Source organism: Pantoea sp. EKM21T (genome assembly GCF_011800405.1).
GTDB lineage: Bacteria > Pseudomonadota > Gammaproteobacteria > Enterobacterales > Enterobacteriaceae > Pantoea > Pantoea agglomerans.
The window spans coordinates 46,279-61,582 of the sequence record NZ_JAALFV010000014.1 but is presented as its reverse complement, the minus strand read 5'-3'; the positions used below and the strand labels follow the sequence as shown (position 1 = coordinate 61,582).

Annotated in this window: 16 protein-coding genes; 13 read left to right on the top strand and 3 right to left on the bottom strand. The window is 57.7% G+C overall.

Features of this window, described 5'->3' with window-relative positions; all coding sequences use genetic code 11:
- Positions 1–204: 204 nt before the first annotated feature.
- Entirely contained in the window at positions 205–876 is a 672-nt protein-coding gene (queE, locus tag HFD87_RS21295) for a 7-carboxy-7-deazaguanine synthase QueE (RefSeq protein WP_010248569.1), read from the top strand.
- A gap of 109 nt (positions 877–985) precedes the next feature.
- Here queE and queD read toward each other — a convergent pair whose 3' ends face one another.
- Positions 986–1,345, bottom strand: coding sequence for a 6-carboxytetrahydropterin synthase QueD (queD, locus tag HFD87_RS21290; protein ID WP_010248568.1), 360 nt, complete (start codon positions 1,343–1,345; stop codon positions 986–988).
- Between the two features lie 299 nt (positions 1,346–1,644).
- Between queD and cysJ the strand changes: the two genes are divergently transcribed.
- From cysJ to HFD87_RS21275, 3 genes are read left to right on the top strand one after another with little or no spacing between them, the layout of a single operon-like run.
- Positions 1,645–3,456 carry an NADPH-dependent assimilatory sulfite reductase flavoprotein subunit gene (cysJ, locus tag HFD87_RS21285; protein ID WP_167423913.1) on the top strand — a complete coding sequence of 604 codons (1,812 nt, stop codon included), beginning with the start codon at positions 1,645–1,647 and terminating at the stop codon, positions 3,454–3,456.
- On the top strand, positions 3,456–5,177 hold the full coding sequence (gene cysI, locus HFD87_RS21280; protein ID WP_022623798.1) for an assimilatory sulfite reductase (NADPH) hemoprotein subunit: 1,722 nt from the start codon (positions 3,456–3,458) through the stop codon (positions 5,175–5,177). The genes cysJ and cysI overlap by 1 nt, the downstream gene beginning before the upstream one ends.
- Positions 5,174–5,908 carry a phosphoadenylyl-sulfate reductase gene (locus tag HFD87_RS21275; protein ID WP_010248562.1) on the top strand — a complete coding sequence of 245 codons (735 nt, stop codon included), beginning with the start codon at positions 5,174–5,176 and terminating at the stop codon, positions 5,906–5,908. Before cysI ends, HFD87_RS21275 begins: the two co-directional genes overlap by 4 nt.
- 60 nt (positions 5,909–5,968) lie before the next feature.
- Here HFD87_RS21275 and HFD87_RS21270 read toward each other — a convergent pair whose 3' ends face one another.
- Both HFD87_RS21270 and HFD87_RS21265 read right to left on the bottom strand, forming a co-directional pair.
- Positions 5,969–6,253 (bottom strand): YciI family protein, encoded by a 285-nt coding sequence (locus tag HFD87_RS21270; RefSeq protein ID WP_167423912.1) that lies wholly within the window; start codon positions 6,251–6,253, stop codon positions 5,969–5,971.
- Positions 6,254–6,262: 9 nt separating this feature from the next.
- Entirely contained in the window at positions 6,263–7,276 is a 1,014-nt protein-coding gene (locus tag HFD87_RS21265) for an aminopeptidase (RefSeq protein WP_010672132.1), read from the bottom strand.
- A gap of 363 nt (positions 7,277–7,639) precedes the next feature.
- On the opposite strand from HFD87_RS21265, the gene cysG reads away from it, so the two are divergent.
- The 9 genes from cysG (at position 7,640) to truD (ending at position 15,126) form a co-directional block, all read left to right on the top strand.
- Positions 7,640–9,055 carry a siroheme synthase CysG gene (gene cysG / locus HFD87_RS21260; protein WP_033758695.1) on the top strand — a complete coding sequence of 472 codons (1,416 nt, stop codon included), beginning with the start codon at positions 7,640–7,642 and terminating at the stop codon, positions 9,053–9,055.
- Between the two features lie 9 nt (positions 9,056–9,064).
- Positions 9,065–9,973 (top strand): sulfate adenylyltransferase subunit CysD, encoded by a 909-nt coding sequence (cysD, locus tag HFD87_RS21255; RefSeq protein WP_010248554.1) that lies wholly within the window; start codon positions 9,065–9,067, stop codon positions 9,971–9,973.
- An 11-nt stretch (positions 9,974–9,984) separates the two neighbouring features.
- Positions 9,985–11,412: a sulfate adenylyltransferase subunit CysN gene (gene cysN / locus HFD87_RS21250; protein WP_010248552.1), complete on the top strand. Its 1,428-nt coding sequence runs from the start codon at positions 9,985–9,987 to the stop codon at positions 11,410–11,412.
- Complete coding sequence (gene cysC / locus HFD87_RS21245; protein ID WP_010672130.1) at positions 11,412–12,017, top strand: adenylyl-sulfate kinase; 606 nt, start codon at positions 11,412–11,414, stop codon at positions 12,015–12,017. Before cysN ends, cysC begins: the two co-directional genes overlap by 1 nt.
- Before the next feature lie 54 nt (positions 12,018–12,071).
- A complete protein-coding gene (locus HFD87_RS21240) occupies positions 12,072–12,392 on the top strand; it encodes a DUF3561 family protein (protein ID WP_010248547.1) in 321 nt (106 codons plus the stop codon).
- A 177-nt stretch (positions 12,393–12,569) separates the two neighbouring features.
- On the top strand, positions 12,570–12,887 hold the full coding sequence (ftsB, locus tag HFD87_RS21235) for a cell division protein FtsB (protein ID WP_010248545.1): 318 nt from the start codon (positions 12,570–12,572) through the stop codon (positions 12,885–12,887).
- Between the two features lie 3 nt (positions 12,888–12,890).
- Positions 12,891–13,607: a 2-C-methyl-D-erythritol 4-phosphate cytidylyltransferase gene (gene ispD / locus HFD87_RS21230; protein ID WP_010248543.1), complete on the top strand. Its 717-nt coding sequence runs from the start codon at positions 12,891–12,893 to the stop codon at positions 13,605–13,607.
- Positions 13,607–14,089: a 2-C-methyl-D-erythritol 2,4-cyclodiphosphate synthase gene (gene ispF, locus HFD87_RS21225; protein WP_010248541.1), complete on the top strand. Its 483-nt coding sequence runs from the start codon at positions 13,607–13,609 to the stop codon at positions 14,087–14,089. The genes ispD and ispF overlap by 1 nt, the downstream gene beginning before the upstream one ends.
- Complete coding sequence (gene truD, locus HFD87_RS21220; protein WP_122889666.1) at positions 14,086–15,126, top strand: tRNA pseudouridine(13) synthase TruD; 1,041 nt, start codon at positions 14,086–14,088, stop codon at positions 15,124–15,126. The genes ispF and truD overlap by 4 nt, the downstream gene beginning before the upstream one ends.
- The last annotated feature ends 178 nt before the right edge of the window (positions 15,127–15,304 follow it).

The window sequence follows — 15,304 nt, the reverse complement described above, 5'->3', positions numbered from 1 at the left end:
TTGTTCAAAAACGCTTCCGGCGTTTTTGTCCTGAGCGCGGGACGCTTTGCTCTTCGGTCCTGGCCATCCACGTTCTGAGCCTGTCAGCCGTCTGAAGCCCCTCTTTTGGGTTTTGTCCGGCGCGGAGAAAAGGCACAACGCGTGGTTGAGCTGCGCGGCAAATCTGCCATAATCAGCGCCCTGTTTTTTTCAAGCGAGTCCGTAATGCAATACCCGATTAACGAAATGTTCCAGACACTGCAGGGCGAAGGTTATTACACCGGCGTGCCTGCCATTTTCATTCGTTTGCAGGGATGCCCGGTGGGCTGTAGCTGGTGCGATACCAAACACACCTGGGAAAAGCGGACAGATCGGGAAACGTCGCTGGGCGATATTTTGATCAAGACGGTGGAAAGCGACGCCTGGGGGGATGCCGACGCGGCGACCCTGGTGAGTGCCATTGCGCAGCAGGGCTGGACGGCGCGTCATGTGGTCATCACCGGTGGTGAACCGGCGATTTACGATCTGCGTCCGTTAACCACTGCGCTGGAGCAGCACGGTTTCCAGTGCCAGATTGAGACCAGCGGAACCCACGAGATTCACTGTTCTGAACGGACCTGGGTGACCGTCTCGCCGAAGGTCAACATGCGCGGCGGCTACGATGTGCTGCCCCAGGCGCTGAGCCGGGCCGATGAAATCAAGCATCCGGTGGCGCGCGAGCGTGATGTGGAAGCGCTGGATCGGCTGCTGGCAGGCATTGATGACACCAAAGCGCGTATCATCGCCCTGCAGCCAATCAGCCGCAAAGATGATGCAACCCGGCTCTGTATTGAGACCTGCATTGCTCGTAACTGGCGTCTGTCGATGCAGACCCATAAATATCTCAATATCGCCTGATCCTGATAAAGCGGCACGCAATGAGCCGTTAACCACAGGGAAGTGTTGAGCGTCAGAGGCAGGACGGAGAGAAGAGCCGCGTCGGATCGAAGAGTTCGATCCGACAGGGTTAGCCGCGGTAAACGCAGCCTGCGGTGCAGGTTTCTTTGATCATCACCGCGCTAAGCAGCGGCAGTTGCGGCTTCATCTGATCCCAGATCCATTTCGCCAGCACTTCGCTGGTGGGATTTTCCAGGCCGGGAATATCATTCAGATAGTAGTGGTCCAGCCGATTGTAGACCGGCTTAAACGCCGCCTTCAGCTCAGCAAAATCCATAACCCAGCCGGTATGCGCATCCACTTCGCCGGTAATCTCCAGACGAACCAGGAACGAATGACCGTGCAGACGGCCACATTTGTGTCCGGCCGGCACATTCGGTAGATGATGCGCGGCTTCGAACTGGAACTCTTTAAACAAGGTGGTAGACATAATGGTTCTCAGACATTAAAAAACCGCTGAATTCTACCTGATTACCGCTTTTTTCGCACCCGAACCGCACAAACCGATACTTTTCCTGCGCGTTTATACAGTGGTGTCCAGCTAATTAACTGATATATCACCGCTTTGCTTACCACTTTTAACGATTATTCCTACCTGGAAAACCATTTAGTCATTTTGGTTATTTGATATGTCGAAGGTGTATTTAATCGTTAATATACGGACCGGTAACCTACGCACTCTTCCGCCATTTTACGGTCCGGACTTCTGATACTGGAATTTTTAACGCGATGACGACTCAGGCACCTGGTTCAATGCTTCCGCTCTCCCCGGAACAACTCGCTCGCTTACAGGCGGCGACGACAGATTATTCCCCGACTCAACTGGCGTGGCTGTCAGGCTATTTCTGGGGCAGGGTGGAACAGACCCCGGGTAGCGCCGTCGCCAGCACTGCATCTGCTCCGGCTCCGGCCGAAGCGCCCGCCATTACGCTGCTTTCTGCCTCCCAGACCGGCAACGCACGTCGTCTGGCTGAGCAGTTGCGTGATGACCTGCTGGCCGCAAAGCTGAACGTAAACCTGGTGAATGCCGGTGATTACAAGTTCAAACAGATTGGCCAGGAAAAAATGCTGGTGGTTGTAACCTCCACCCAGGGCGAAGGCGAACCGCCAGAAGAGGCGGTGGCGCTGCATAAATTCCTGATGTCGAAAAAGGCACCGAAAATGGAGGGTGCCGCCTTCGCAGTGTTCGGCCTGGGCGACACCTCTTATGAATTCTTCAGTCAGGCGGGTAAAGATTTTGACAGCCGACTGGCGGAGCTGGGCGGCGAGCGTCTGCTGGATCGCGTTGATGCGGATGTTGAGTATGCGGAGCAGGCCGCCGCCTGGCGCAGTGCGCTGACTGAGATCCTCAAACAGCGCGTTCCCACTGAATCCCCGGCGCAGGCTGCGGCGACAGCAGCCGGCAGCGTCAACGAAGTCACCACCAGTCCCTATACTAAAGAGTCGCCGCTCAGCGCGAGTCTGGCGGTGAATCAGAAAATTACCGGACGGGACTCAGATAAAGATGTGCGCCATATCGAAATCGATCTGGGCGATTCCGGTCTGCGCTACCAGCCTGGCGATGCGCTGGGCGTCTGGTATCAGAACGACGCGGCGCTGGTCAGCGAACTGCTGGAGCTGGTCTGGCTGAAAGGCGATGAGCCGGTAGAGGTTCAGGGGAAAACCCTGCCGCTGGCGGAGGCGCTGCAGAAGCATTTCGAGCTGACGGTTAACACCGCACAGATCGTGGCGCAGTATGCCCAGCTGTCACGCAACGCGGAGTTGCTCTCACTGGTGGATGATAAAGCCAGGCTGCAGCACTATGCGCAGCACTATCCGATTGTAGATATGGTGCGCCTGGCACCGTCCGAACTCAGCGCTGAACAGCTGACCGGGCTGCTGCGACCGCTGACGCCGCGACTCTACTCTATCGCCTCTTCGCAGGCTGAAACCGATACCGAAGTGCATATTACCGTTGGTGCCGTTCGCTTTGATATTGAAGGTCGCCAGCGTGGCGGCGGTGCATCGACCTGGCTGGCCGATCGCATCGAAGAAGAGGGCGAAGTCCGGGTCTTCATCGAACACAACGACAACTTCCGCCTGCCGGCTAATCCGGATGCGCCAGTGATCATGATTGGTCCGGGCACCGGCATCGCGCCGTTCCGCGCCTTTATGCAGCAGCGCGACAACGACGGTGCCAGCGGCAAAAACTGGCTATTCTTTGGTAATCCGCATTTCACCGACGACTTCCTCTATCAGGTGGAGTGGCAGAAATATGTGAAGGATGGTCTGCTGACCCATATCGACCTCGCCTGGTCACGCGATCAGGCAGAGAAGATTTACGTACAGGATAAGATCCGCGCGAAAGGGGCCGAAGTGTGGCGCTGGATTGAAGAGGGCGCGCATCTTTATGTCTGTGGTGACGCGAATCGTATGGCAAAAGACGTCGAGCAGGCATTGCTGGATGTGGTGGTCGAACACGGCGGAATGGATCGTGAAACGGCCGACGAATTTTTAAGTGAGCTGCGCATTGAGCGCCGTTATCAGCGAGACGTTTACTAATGAGCGATAAACACCCTGGACCGCTGGTTGTAGAAGGCAAATTAGCAGACGCTGAGCGTCTGAAGAAGCAGAGCAACTATCTGCGCGGCACCATTAAAGAAGATCTGGAAGAGGGTCTGACCGGCGGCTTTACCGGCGACAACTTCCTGCTGATCCGTTTTCACGGCATGTACCAGCAGGACGATCGCGATATTCGTGCCGAACGTGCGGAGCAGAAGCTGGAGCCACGCCACGCCATGATGCTGCGTTGCCGGTTGCCGGGCGGCATCATTACGCCGACCCAGTGGCTGGCCATCGACAAATTTGCCACCGACAAAACCATCTATGGCAGCATCCGTCTGACTAACCGTCAGACCTTCCAGTTTCACGGCATTCTGAAGAAGAACGTCAAGCCGACGCATCAGATGCTGCATGAGGTGGGGCTGGATGCGCTGGCGACCGCCAACGACGTTAACCGTAACGTGCTCTGTACGTCGAACCCGGTTGAGTCGGAACTGCATCAGGAAGCGTATGAGTGGGCGAAGAAACTCTCTGAGCATCTGCTGCCACGTACCCGTGCCTATGCGGAGATCTGGTGGGATAAAGAAAAAGTCGCCACCACCGACGAAGAGCCGATCCTCGGTGAAACGTATCTGCCGCGTAAATTCAAAACCACCGTGGTGATCCCGCCGCATAACGACGTGGATCTGCACGCCAACGATCTGAACTTTGTCGCTGTCGCCGAGCACGGCAAGCTGGTGGGCTTTAACCTGCTGGTGGGTGGCGGGCTGTCGATTGAGCACGGTAACAAAGCGACCTATGCGCGCACCGCCAGCGAGTTTGGCTATTTCCCGGTGGAGAAGATCCTCGACGTTGCCGAGGCGGTGGTCACGACGCAGCGCGACTGGGGTAACCGTACCGACCGTAAAAACGCCAAAACCAAGTACACGCTGGAACGCGTTGGCGTCGAGACCTTTAAAGCCGAAGTTGAAAAACGGGCAGGCGTGACGTTTGAGCCGATCCGTCCTTATGAGTTCACCACCCGTGGCGATCGCATTGGCTGGATTAAAGGCATCGACAACAAATGGCACCTGACGCTGTTTATCGAAAATGGTCGCCTGCTCGACTATCCGGGCCGACCGCTGAAAAGCGGCATCGCTGAAATTGCGAAAATCCATCAGGGCGATTTCCGCCTGACCGCTAACCAGAACCTGATTGTGGCGGGCGTGCCGGAAAGCGAAAAAGCGCAGATCGAAGCAATCGCGCGCGAACATGGTCTGATGGATCACGTTACGGCACAGCGCGAAAACTCGATGGCCTGCGTGGCGTTCCCGACCTGTCCGCTGGCGATGGCAGAAGCCGAGCGCTTCCTGCCTGCCTTTGTGACCAAAGTGGAAGGGATCATGCATGCGCATGGCGTTGGTGATGAGCACATAGTGTTACGCGTTACCGGTTGTCCCAACGGCTGTGGCCGTGCCATGCTGGCTGAGCTGGGTCTGGTGGGTAAAGCGCCAGGTCGCTACAACCTGCATCTGGGTGGAAACCGCAGCGGAACGCGTATTCCCCGCATGTACCGTGAAAACATTAACGAAAGCGAAATTCTCGCCACCATTGATGAGCTGGTGGGACGCTGGGCCACTGAGCGCCAGGCCGCGGAAGGCTTTGGTGACTTCACCATCCGCGCGGGCATTGTTGCGCCGGTGCTGGACCCGGCACGCGACTTTTGGGAGGAAGCAAAATGAGTCACCCCGACCTCGCAGCACTGAATGAGATGTCCAAAGTCCAGCGTGCTATGGCGCTGGCCGCGACCAATGCGCAGCTGGAGAAGTCATCTGCGGAAGAGCGGGTCAGCTGGGCACTGGAGAATCTGCCGGGTGCCTACGTGCTCTCCTCCAGTTTCGGTATTCAGGCCGCGGTGTCGCTGCATCTGGTGACGCGTCAGCAGCCCGATATTCCGGTGATCCTGACCGACACCGGCTATCTGTTCCCGGAGACCTATCGTTTTATTGATGAGCTGGCGGACCAGCTCAATCTCAACCTTAAAGTGTTCCGCGCCGAAACCTCTCCGGCCTGGCAGGAAGCGCGCTACGGCAAACTGTGGGAGCAGGGCGTCGAGGGGATTGAGAAATATAACGAGATCAACAAAGTTGAGCCGATGAATCGCGCCATTGAAACCCTGGGCGCACAGACCTGGTTTGCCGGATTGCGCCGCGACCAGTCGGGCAGCCGGGCGAATCTGCCGGTGCTAGGCGTCCAGCGTGGCGTCTTTAAGCTGCTGCCGATTATCGACTGGGATAACCGCCAGATTCATCAGTATCTGGAGCAGCATAAGCTGAAGTACCATCCGCTGTGGGATGAAGGCTATCTCTCGGTGGGCGATACCCATACCACCCGCAAGTGGGAGCCGGGTATGGCAGAAGAAGAGACGCGCTTCTTCGGCCTCAAGCGCGAGTGTGGTCTGCACGAAGGCTGACGCAGGACTTCTCTCCCCGCACACAGGGAGAGAAGTTTTTGGCTGCAGTCAGGCGGAAAGCTAAGCGCCTTTTAATGCGGCAAACGCCTCTGCTGCACGGGTCACATTCACTTTCGTCACCTCATACTCTGCCACCGTGACAAACGGATCTTCCGCTAAAATTGCATCCAGCTCTTCTCGTTCCATCTCCCTGACCAGTAACATGCCGCCCGTGCGCGGATCTTTACGTCCCGCTGCAATAAAAAAGCCCGCGTCAAAATAGCGATCCAGCCATTCGATATGGGCTGCCAGCAGCGCTTCAACTTCTTCTACCGGACGAACGTAATTCAGAAAGACCACGTACATGTCAGATCCTTACACTTTGGGATTGGTCAGTTCACTGAGCAGCGGCAGCAGCACGCGAACGCTGTCGCGGGTTCGCAAGGTTATCTGCCCCGGCAGCCAGCGGTCGAGATAGCTCAGATTATCCAGGTCAGTCTGATGGCGGGTAACGCCATCAGGAAAGTGGGGACTACGATGACGCTGCAGCGCACCATCTTTATTACCCAGCGTCCAGTTGCTGGCGGTCACATCCAGCAGCGGAAAGCCCGCCTTGTCGAAGGCATTAAGAGCGTCAAAGTCTTTACGGTTCAGCTGATGACTGGCGGCGGGAATGCCCTGCTGGCGTGCCAGTAACAGGGCTCGTTCGCTGGTCTGCTTGCGCACCGCCCGGGGTGTATTCATGCCGCTGTTAAAATAGAGATGATCGCCGGTGATCAGGCTATTCAGATCGATGACCAGCAGGGTATTCTTCTTCTCACGCGTGCTCATCCGCTCAACATAATCATCCATGCCGTGCAGATCTGCCTCTCCGGCGCTCAGCGCCACAAAGCGTATGCCGTAGTGCAGCGGTTTGCGGCTCAGCTGCTGCGCCAGCTCCAGCATCACGCCAAGACCCGATGCATTATCATCGACGCCCTGCAGGCGTAAGCCGCCCAGGTTGTGCTGGGCCTGGCTGCTATTTTGCGGCGTCCAGGTATCCAGATGTGCCACGATCAGAATCTCCTGCGGCACGCTGCCTGCACGCGCGGCAATCACCGAGGTTGCCGTGAGCTTATGCCAGCGCTGCGTGCCGTCCTCTTCCTGCCACTTATAGCCGGTCCTGAACTGGCGGGTATTGGTCTTATACCCCAGCGCGGTAAATTGCTGTTGCAGGTAGTCGGCTGCCATCAGCTCAGCCGGGCTGCCGCTCATCCGGCCAGGAAACAAGGTGGCGATGTGCCGGACCTGCTGTTCGGCAAACTGGCCAGGCGGAGTGGCCAGAGCCAGCGGAGAAATGAGTGCGCCAAATAAAATTGTCGCTACCCTCAAGCGGAGGGAATAAAACATAGTGCATCCTTTTTCATTATTCGGGAGCCGTTCCGCATGGGGGCCAGGGCCAGCCATGCCGCGCGCATTATATCCTTTTTGTCCCGTGACTTTGTTAGTGGAATCGGGCGCTGTCACTACCGAAAGGCGTAACGGACCATTATCGCTGGAACTTATCTGCTTTTGCTGCCGCAGGTGTGGCTTTCAATATGTGAGCCTGTTCACGAAAAAGCCATTAAATTTCATCTGTTAAGACCAAATTGTTCTGTGCTTTGCGGCGTCGTTATTCCATTCGGTAACTACTCATTCCAATTCGTAATTTCATCTGGATAAACCCAGCGACGTATAGTCGCGTTAATACAAAGTTAAAACATCAGGGTTAACGTGGACTATTTGCCTCTTTTTGCCGATCTTTCTGGCCGCCCGGTTCTGGTTGTCGGCGGGGGAGATATTGCGGCGCGAAAAATTGAACTGCTGCGCCGTGCACGCGCGCGCGTTCTGATCGCATCTCGTGAACTCTGCCCTGAACTGCAGGCACTGCTGGATAAGCAGGAGCTGGAGTGGCTGGCGACCGAATTTGACCCGGCCCAGCTGGATGGCGTTTTCCTGGTGATTGCCGCCACCGACGACAACCATCTCAACAGTCAGGTGTTTGAAGCCGCCAATGCGCGGCATAAGCTGGTTAACGTGGTGGATGACCAGCCAAAATGCACCTTTATCTTCCCCTCGATTGTTGACCGCTCACCGCTGGTGGTGGCGATCTCCTCCAGCGGCACCGCACCGGTGCTGGCACGCATGCTGCGCGAAAAAATCGAAACGCTGCTGCCTGCCAGTCTGGGTCAGATGGCTGAAGTGGCCGGACTCTGGCGCGATAAAGTCAAACAGCGCTTCAGCCGCATGTCTGACCGTCGGCGCTTCTGGGAACGCGCTTTCGACGGCCGGTTCGCCAGTGAGATGTCTGCCGGTAACGTCGAAGAGGCGAAACGCACGCTGGACCGCGAACTGCTGGAAGAGCCGACCCGTCAGGGTGAGATCTTTCTGGTGGGTGCCGGGCCGGGCGACAGCGGTCTGCTGACGCTGCGTGGCCTGCAGGTGATGCAGTTAGCCGATGTGGTGCTTTACGACCATCTGGTCAGCGAAGAGGTGCTGGATCTGGTGCGCCGCGATGCCGATCGCATCTGCGTCGGCAAACGGGCCAGCGCCCACACGTTGCCGCAGGAAGAGATCAATCAGATGCTGGTTTCACTGGCGCTGAAAGGCAAGCGCGTCGTGCGCCTCAAGGGCGGCGATCCCTTTATCTTTGGCCGCGGCGGCGAAGAGCTGCAGGCGGCTCAGCAGGCGGGTGTGCCGTTCCAGGTGGTGCCGGGCGTCACCGCGGCAGCCGGTGCGACGGCCTATGCCGGTATTCCGCTGACCCACCGCGACTACGCGCAGAGCGTGATGTTTATTACCGGTCACTGCCGTCCCGATGGGGATGACATTGACTGGCCTTCGCTGGCGCGTGCGCGTCAGACGCTGGCGATCTACATGGGAACCGTTAAAGCCGCTGCCATCAGCGAGGCGCTGATTCAGCACGGTCGCGCGCCATCAACGCCGGTGGCGGTGATCAGTCGCGGCACCCGTCAGGATCAACAGGTGCTGACCGGCACCTTAGAACAACTTGAGGCGCTGGCCGCCTCGGCACCCACTCCGGCGCTGCTGGTGATCGGAGAGGTGGTTAATCTGCACGGGCAACTCGCCTGGTTTAAACATTCAGCACAGCAGGGGGCTCGCGAGTCCGCCGTTGTCAATCTGGCTTGAGGGAAAATCATGGACCAAAAACGACTCACTCATCTGCGTCAGCTGGAGGCGGAGAGTATCCACATCATTCGCGAAGTGGCGGCGGAGTTTAGCAATCCGGTGATGATGTACTCCATCGGCAAAGACTCCTCGGTCATGCTCCATCTGGCGCGTAAAGCCTTCTACCCAGGCACGTTGCCGTTCCCGTTGCTGCATGTGGATACCGGCTGGAAATTCCGTGAAATGTACGAATTTCGCGACCGCACCGTGAAAGCGATGGGCGCAGAGTTGCTGGTTCACCGCAACCCGGAAGGCGTGGCGATGGGCATCAACCCCTTTGTTCACGGCAGTGCCAAACACACTGACATCATGAAAACCGAAGGGCTGAAGCAGGCGCTGAACAAATATGGTTTTGATGCAGCCTTTGGCGGCGCACGTCGTGATGAAGAGAAGTCACGCGCCAAAGAGCGTATCTACTCATTCCGTGACCGCTTCCATCGCTGGGATCCGAAAAACCAGCGCCCTGAGCTGTGGCACAACTACAACGGTCAGATCAACAAGGGTGAAAGCATCCGCGTCTTCCCGCTGTCGAACTGGACCGAACTGGATATCTGGCAGTACATCTTCCTGGAAAACATCGAGATCGTGCCGCTCTATCTCGCCGCACCGCGTCCGGTGCTGGAGCGTGATGGCATGCTGATGATGATCGATGACGATCGCATCAACCTGCAGCCGGGTGAAGAGATCACCGAACGGATGGTCCGTTTCCGTACGCTCGGCTGCTGGCCGCTGACCGGCGCGGTAGAGTCTGAAGCGCAGACGCTGCCGGAGATCATCGAAGAGATGCTGGTTTCCACCACCAGCGAGCGTCAGGGCCGCATGATCGATCGCGATCAGTCCGGTTCGATGGAACTGAAAAAACGTCAGGGTTATTTCTAAGGAGACGCCAGATGAATACCGTAATTGCACAACAGATTGCCGACCAGGGCGGCGTTGAAGCCTGGCTGACCACGCAACAACACAAGAGCCTGCTGCGTTTTCTGACCTGCGGCAGCGTTGACGACGGAAAAAGTACCCTGATTGGGCGTCTGCTACACGACACCCGTCAGATCTATGAAGATCAGCTCTCATCGCTGCACAACGACAGTAAACGTCACGGCACCCAGGGCGAGAAGCTCGATCTGGCGCTGCTGGTGGATGGTCTGCAGGCTGAGCGTGAGCAGGGCATTACCATTGATGTGGCCTACCGCTACTTCTCGACCGAAAAGCGTAAATTTATTATCGCCGACACGCCGGGACATGAGCAGTACACCCGTAACATGGCGACCGGCGCGTCAACCTGCGATCTGGCGATCCTGCTGATCGATGCGCGTAAAGGCGTACTGGATCAGACCCGCCGCCACAGCTTTATCTCGACGCTGCTGGGGATCAAACACCTGGTGGTGGCAATCAATAAGATGGATCTGGTGGAGTACAACCAGGAGCGCTTCGAGCAGATCAAACAGGATTACCTCGACTTTGCTGCGCAGCTGCCGGAAGACCTCGATATCCGCTTTGTGCCGATGTCGGCGCTGGAAGGGGATAACGTCGCCTCTGCCAGTCAGACCATGCCGTGGTATAGCGGCCCGACGCTGCTGGATGTGCTGGAGACCGTGGAGCTGAAGCGCGTCGTCGATCATCAGCCGATGCGTTTCCCGGTGCAGTATGTCAACCGTCCGAACCTCGATTTTCGTGGCTATGCCGGCACCCTGGCGTCGGGCAGCGTGCAGGTAGGCCAGCGCGTTAAAGTGCTGCCTTCTGGCGTGGAGTCGACCATTGCCCGCATTGTGACCTTCGATGGCGATCTGCAGGAAGCGGGTGCAGGCGAAGCGATTACCCTGGTGCTGCAGGATGAGATTGATATCAGCCGTGGCGATCTGCTGGTGGATGCCAGTGAAGAGCTGGCAGCGGTTCAGTCTGCCAGCGTTGACGTGGTCTGGATGGCAGAACAGCCGCTGCAGGCCGGTCAGAGTTATGACCTGAAAATCGCCGGTAAGAAAACCCGTGGCCGGGTAGAGAAGGTGCTGCATCAGGTCGAGATCAACTCGCTGGAGACGCGTCAGGTCGATACGCTGCCGCTGAACGGTATCGGTCGCATTGAGATCACCTTTGACGAACCGATGGTGCTCGACAGCTATCAGCAGAACCCGGTAACCGGCGGCATGATCTTTATCGATCGCCTGAGCAACGTCACCGTGGGTGCCGGCATGATCCATCAGCCAAACCATGATGCCCCGGTTAATACCGGTGAGTTCAGCGCGTTTGAGCTGGAACTGAATGCGCTGGTGCGCCGCCACTTCCCACACTGGAATGCGCGCGACCTGCTGGGCGGTCAGTAATGGCGCAGCACGACGATAACGTGGTGTGGCATGATCATCCGGTGACACGCGCCTCACGCGAACAGCAGCATGGCCATCAGGGCGTGGTGCTGTGGTTCACCGGCCTTTCGGGCTCGGGGAAATCCACCGTTGCCGGTGCGCTGGAGCAGGCGCTGCACCGCATCGGCGTCAGCACCTATCTGCTGGATGGTGACAATGTGCGTCACGGCCTCTGTCGTGACCTCGGTTTCAGCGATGATGACCGTAAAGAGAATATCCGTCGCGTCGGTGAAGTGGCGAAACTGATGGTGGATGCCGGACTCGTGGTGCTCACTGCCTTTATTTCGCCGCATCGTGCCGAGCGTCAGATGGTGCGCGATCTGCTGGAGCCGGGACAGTTTATCGAGGTATTTGTCGATACGCCGTTAGCCGTGTGTGAAGCGCGTGATCCGAAAGGGTTGTATCGCAAAGCGCGCGCCGGTGAACTGCGTAATTTTACCGGCATCGACAGCGTCTATGAGGCGCCCGATAGCCCGGAAATCCAGCTGGATGGCGAACAATTGGTTACAAAACTGGCCGCCCAATTGTTAGACCTGCTGCGTGACCGCGATATCATCAAATCCTGAAGAGACAGCGGCAAATCGTTTCTGATTTGCCGCCCTCGCGCCAACAGGATGCCTATGCAGAACATTACCCCAATGCTCGCCCGAAAAGATGACTCCTCCCCGGATGAGCCGCGCTCATTGCTGCCGGGCGGCGTTATCGGCTTTCTCGCTTACTGGTGCGCGCTGGCGATTCCTTTCCTGCTGTTCGGCTCTAACACGCTGTTCTTCTTTCTTTATACCTGGCCATTCTTTCTGGCGCTGCTGCCGGTTGCGGTGGTCACGGGTATCGCGCTGAATACGCTGCTGAGTGGACAGTGGCTGTGGGCCGCGCTCGCCACGGTGATCATGGTGGTCACGCTCTTCTGGTTAATGTTCTCTTTTCTCTCTGGCTGGTAAGCCCTCAGTGCGCCCGCGCTGATGTGCAAACGCATCGGCAGGTTACAAATCTTTTCCCGTCTGAATCGGTACTGATTCATATTTTGCGCAGACGCGCAGCAAAGCGCGCCATTTTCTCCGCTGGTGTGGAGTCCTGTGCAAAGTTATGGGATGATTGGGCCGTTTTTAGGGGGCGGGATGGGAAAACTGACGTTACTGTTATTGGTGCTGCTTGGCTGGCTGCAATATTCGTTGTGGCTGGGGAAAAATGGCATCCATGACTATACGCGCGTCAATGATGATGTCGCGGTGCAACAGGCAAACAATGCCAAACTGAAATCGCGAAACGATCAGCTGTTTGCCGAAATTGACGATCTCAATGGCGGCTCGGAAGCGATCGAGGAGCGTGCACGCAATGAACTGGGCATGATTAAGCCCGGTGAGACTTTCTATCGTCTGGTGCCTGACCAGAACAAACGCAACGCGCAACAAGCAGCGCTTAACCAACAACGATAAAACATGAACACTCTGGCCTCCCTTGCGGATGTGATTGCCGTGGTGCCCGCTGCCGGGATCGGCAGCCGCATGCAGGCAACCTGTCCGAAGCAGTATCTGACGATTGGTCAGCACACCCTTCTGGAACACAGCATTGCGCGTCTGTTTTCCCATCCCGCTATCAAACAGGTGATTGTCGCCCTCAGTCCTGATGACCAGCACTTCGCTTCACTGCCGCTGGCACGCGATCCGCGCGTGCTCAGGGTGACAGGCGGAGAGACCCGCGCCGAATCGGTGCTGGCCGGATTGCAGGCCGCACAGGGTTCCGCCTGGGTGCTGGTCCATGATGCCGCGCGTCCCTGTCTGCATCCCGACGATCTCCAGCAACTGCTCAACGTGCGTGAACAGAGCCACGTTGGCGGGATTCTGGCCGCGCCAGTGCGTGACACCATGAAACGGGGCGAGCCGGGCAAAGCCGCGGTGGCCCATACCGTAGAGCGCGACGATCTCTGGCACGCCTTAACGCCGCAATTTTTCCCTCATGCGCTGCTCACCGCCTGCCTGACGCGGGCGCTGGCAGAAGGCGCGACCATCACCGATGAAGCCTCGGCGCTGGAGTATTGCGGCTACCACCCGCTGTTAGTCAGCGGACGCAGTGATAACATCAAAGTCACCCGGCCAGAAGATCTGGCGCTGGCGGCTTTTTATCTGAGTCAGATTCAATTAAAGGAGAGCGCATGATGCGTATCGGTCACGGTTTTGACGTTCACGCCTTTGGCGGAGAGGGTCCGTTAGTGATTGGCGGTGTGCGGATCCCGTTTGAGCAGGGTTTTATCGCCCATTCGGATGGCGATGTGGCACTGCATGCGCTGACTGACGCGCTGCTGGGCGCAGTGGCGATGGGCGATATCGGCAAGCTGTTTCCTGACACCGATCCGGCCTTTAAAGGGGCGGACAGCCGCGGCCTGCTGCGTGAGGCCTGGCGCCGTATCGAAGCCAAAGGCTATCGCATCGGTAATGTCGACGTCACGATTATTGCTCAGGCACCGAAAATGCTGCCGCACGTGCCACAGATGCGGATCAATATTGCAGAAGATCTGGGCTGCCATATGGATGCGGTCAACGTCAAAGCGACCACCACCGAAAAGCTGGGCTTTACCGGGCGCGGCGAAGGCATCGCCTGTGAAGCGGTGGCGTTAGTCCTGAAAGCTGACAGCCAATGATGCTGAATTACCTGCACGGCACACCCGTGGCCTCCGGCGTGATCAAAGCCAATCCGGAAGATTTCGTGGTGGTTGAGGATCTCGGTTATGGCGCGGATGGTGAAGGTGAGCACCTGCTGGTGCGTATCCGTAAAGTGGGGGCCAATACCCGCTTTGTGGCTGAGGCACTGGCGAAGTATCTCGGTATTCATCAGCGCGACATGAGTTATGCCGGAATGAAAGATCGCCATGCGGTGACGGAACAGACTCTCTGTTTTCGCCTGCCGGGTAATGCGATGCCCGATCTGCGCGGTTTTGAGCTGGAAGGGGTCGAGATTCTGCAGGCGGTGCGCCACAAACGTAAGCTGCGCATCGGCGCACTGGCGGGGAACGCGTTCCGGCTGATCATCCGCCAGATCAGTGACCGTGATGCGGTTGAAATGCGTCTGGCGCAGATTCGCGATGCGGGCGTGCCGAACTATTTTGGTGAACAGCGTTTTGGTCGCGGCGGCAATAACCTCGTGATGGCAGAAAAGTGGGCGCGCAATGAGATCATTATTCGCGACCGCAACAAGCGCAGCCTGATGCTCTCTGCCGCGCGCAGTGCGCTGTTTAATCAGGTGACCAGTGCGCGTCTGCAACAGCAGGGTGGGCTGACTCAGGTGCTCAACGGCGATGCGTTGCAGCTGACCGGACGAGGCAGCTGGTTTGTCGCCCAGCCTGATGAACTGGCAGAGTCACAGCGCCGGGTTGAGCAGCATGAGCTGCGCATCACCGCGCCGCTGCCGGGACGGGGCGAGCCTGGCCCGCAGGCTGACGCGCTGGCCTTTGAACAGCAGGCGCTGGCTGATGAGACGCTGCTGCTGGGACTGATTGAACGTGAAAAGGTCGATGCTGCACGCCGTGCTATGTTGATGGTGCCGCGCGATATGCAGTGGAGCTGGTGGGATGATGTCACGCTGGAACTGGCATTCTGGCTGCCAGCGGGCAGCTTTGCCACCAGCGTGGTCCGGGAGCTGCTGACCCACGCGGACTCGCCCGATCAGATTGATGAGTAATCTTCGCCGCAACCTGACCCGCAGTGTGGGTAATGTTGCGGCAAACCCCCACCGTCGTGTGATTTACGCCTACCACTTCCTTGCGCGCCTCGCTAGAATGCAAAAATCGCCGTCCATTCCTCACCTGTTGCCATGCCGTTAAAACAGGTTCCGTCACGGCGACCAGTCGAATAAAAAA

Bases quoted from the DNA above. Each gene is read 5' to 3' on its own strand.
- queE (WP_010248569.1), top strand. From the start codon at position 205: ATGCAATACCCGATTAACGAAATGTTCCAGACACTGCAGGGCGAAGGT.
- queD (WP_010248568.1), bottom strand. From the start codon at position 1,345: ATGTCTACCACCTTGTTTAAAGAGTTCCAGTTCGAAGCCGCGCATCAT.
- cysJ (WP_167423913.1), top strand. From the start codon at position 1,645: ATGACGACTCAGGCACCTGGTTCAATGCTTCCGCTCTCCCCGGAACAA.
- cysI (WP_022623798.1), top strand. From the start codon at position 3,456: ATGAGCGATAAACACCCTGGACCGCTGGTTGTAGAAGGCAAATTAGCA.
- HFD87_RS21275 (WP_010248562.1), top strand. From the start codon at position 5,174: ATGAGTCACCCCGACCTCGCAGCACTGAATGAGATGTCCAAAGTCCAG.
- HFD87_RS21270 (WP_167423912.1), bottom strand. From the start codon at position 6,253: ATGTACGTGGTCTTTCTGAATTACGTTCGTCCGGTAGAAGAAGTTGAA.
- HFD87_RS21265 (WP_010672132.1), bottom strand. From the start codon at position 7,276: ATGTTTTATTCCCTCCGCTTGAGGGTAGCGACAATTTTATTTGGCGCA.
- cysD (WP_010248554.1), top strand. From the start codon at position 9,065: ATGGACCAAAAACGACTCACTCATCTGCGTCAGCTGGAGGCGGAGAGT.
- cysN (WP_010248552.1), top strand. From the start codon at position 9,985: ATGAATACCGTAATTGCACAACAGATTGCCGACCAGGGCGGCGTTGAA.
- cysC (WP_010672130.1), top strand. From the start codon at position 11,412: ATGGCGCAGCACGACGATAACGTGGTGTGGCATGATCATCCGGTGACA.
- HFD87_RS21240 (WP_010248547.1), top strand. From the start codon at position 12,072: ATGCAGAACATTACCCCAATGCTCGCCCGAAAAGATGACTCCTCCCCG.
- ftsB (WP_010248545.1), top strand. From the start codon at position 12,570: ATGGGAAAACTGACGTTACTGTTATTGGTGCTGCTTGGCTGGCTGCAA.
- ispD (WP_010248543.1), top strand. From the start codon at position 12,891: ATGAACACTCTGGCCTCCCTTGCGGATGTGATTGCCGTGGTGCCCGCT.
- ispF (WP_010248541.1), top strand. From the start codon at position 13,607: ATGCGTATCGGTCACGGTTTTGACGTTCACGCCTTTGGCGGAGAGGGT.
- truD (WP_122889666.1), top strand. From the start codon at position 14,086: ATGATGCTGAATTACCTGCACGGCACACCCGTGGCCTCCGGCGTGATC.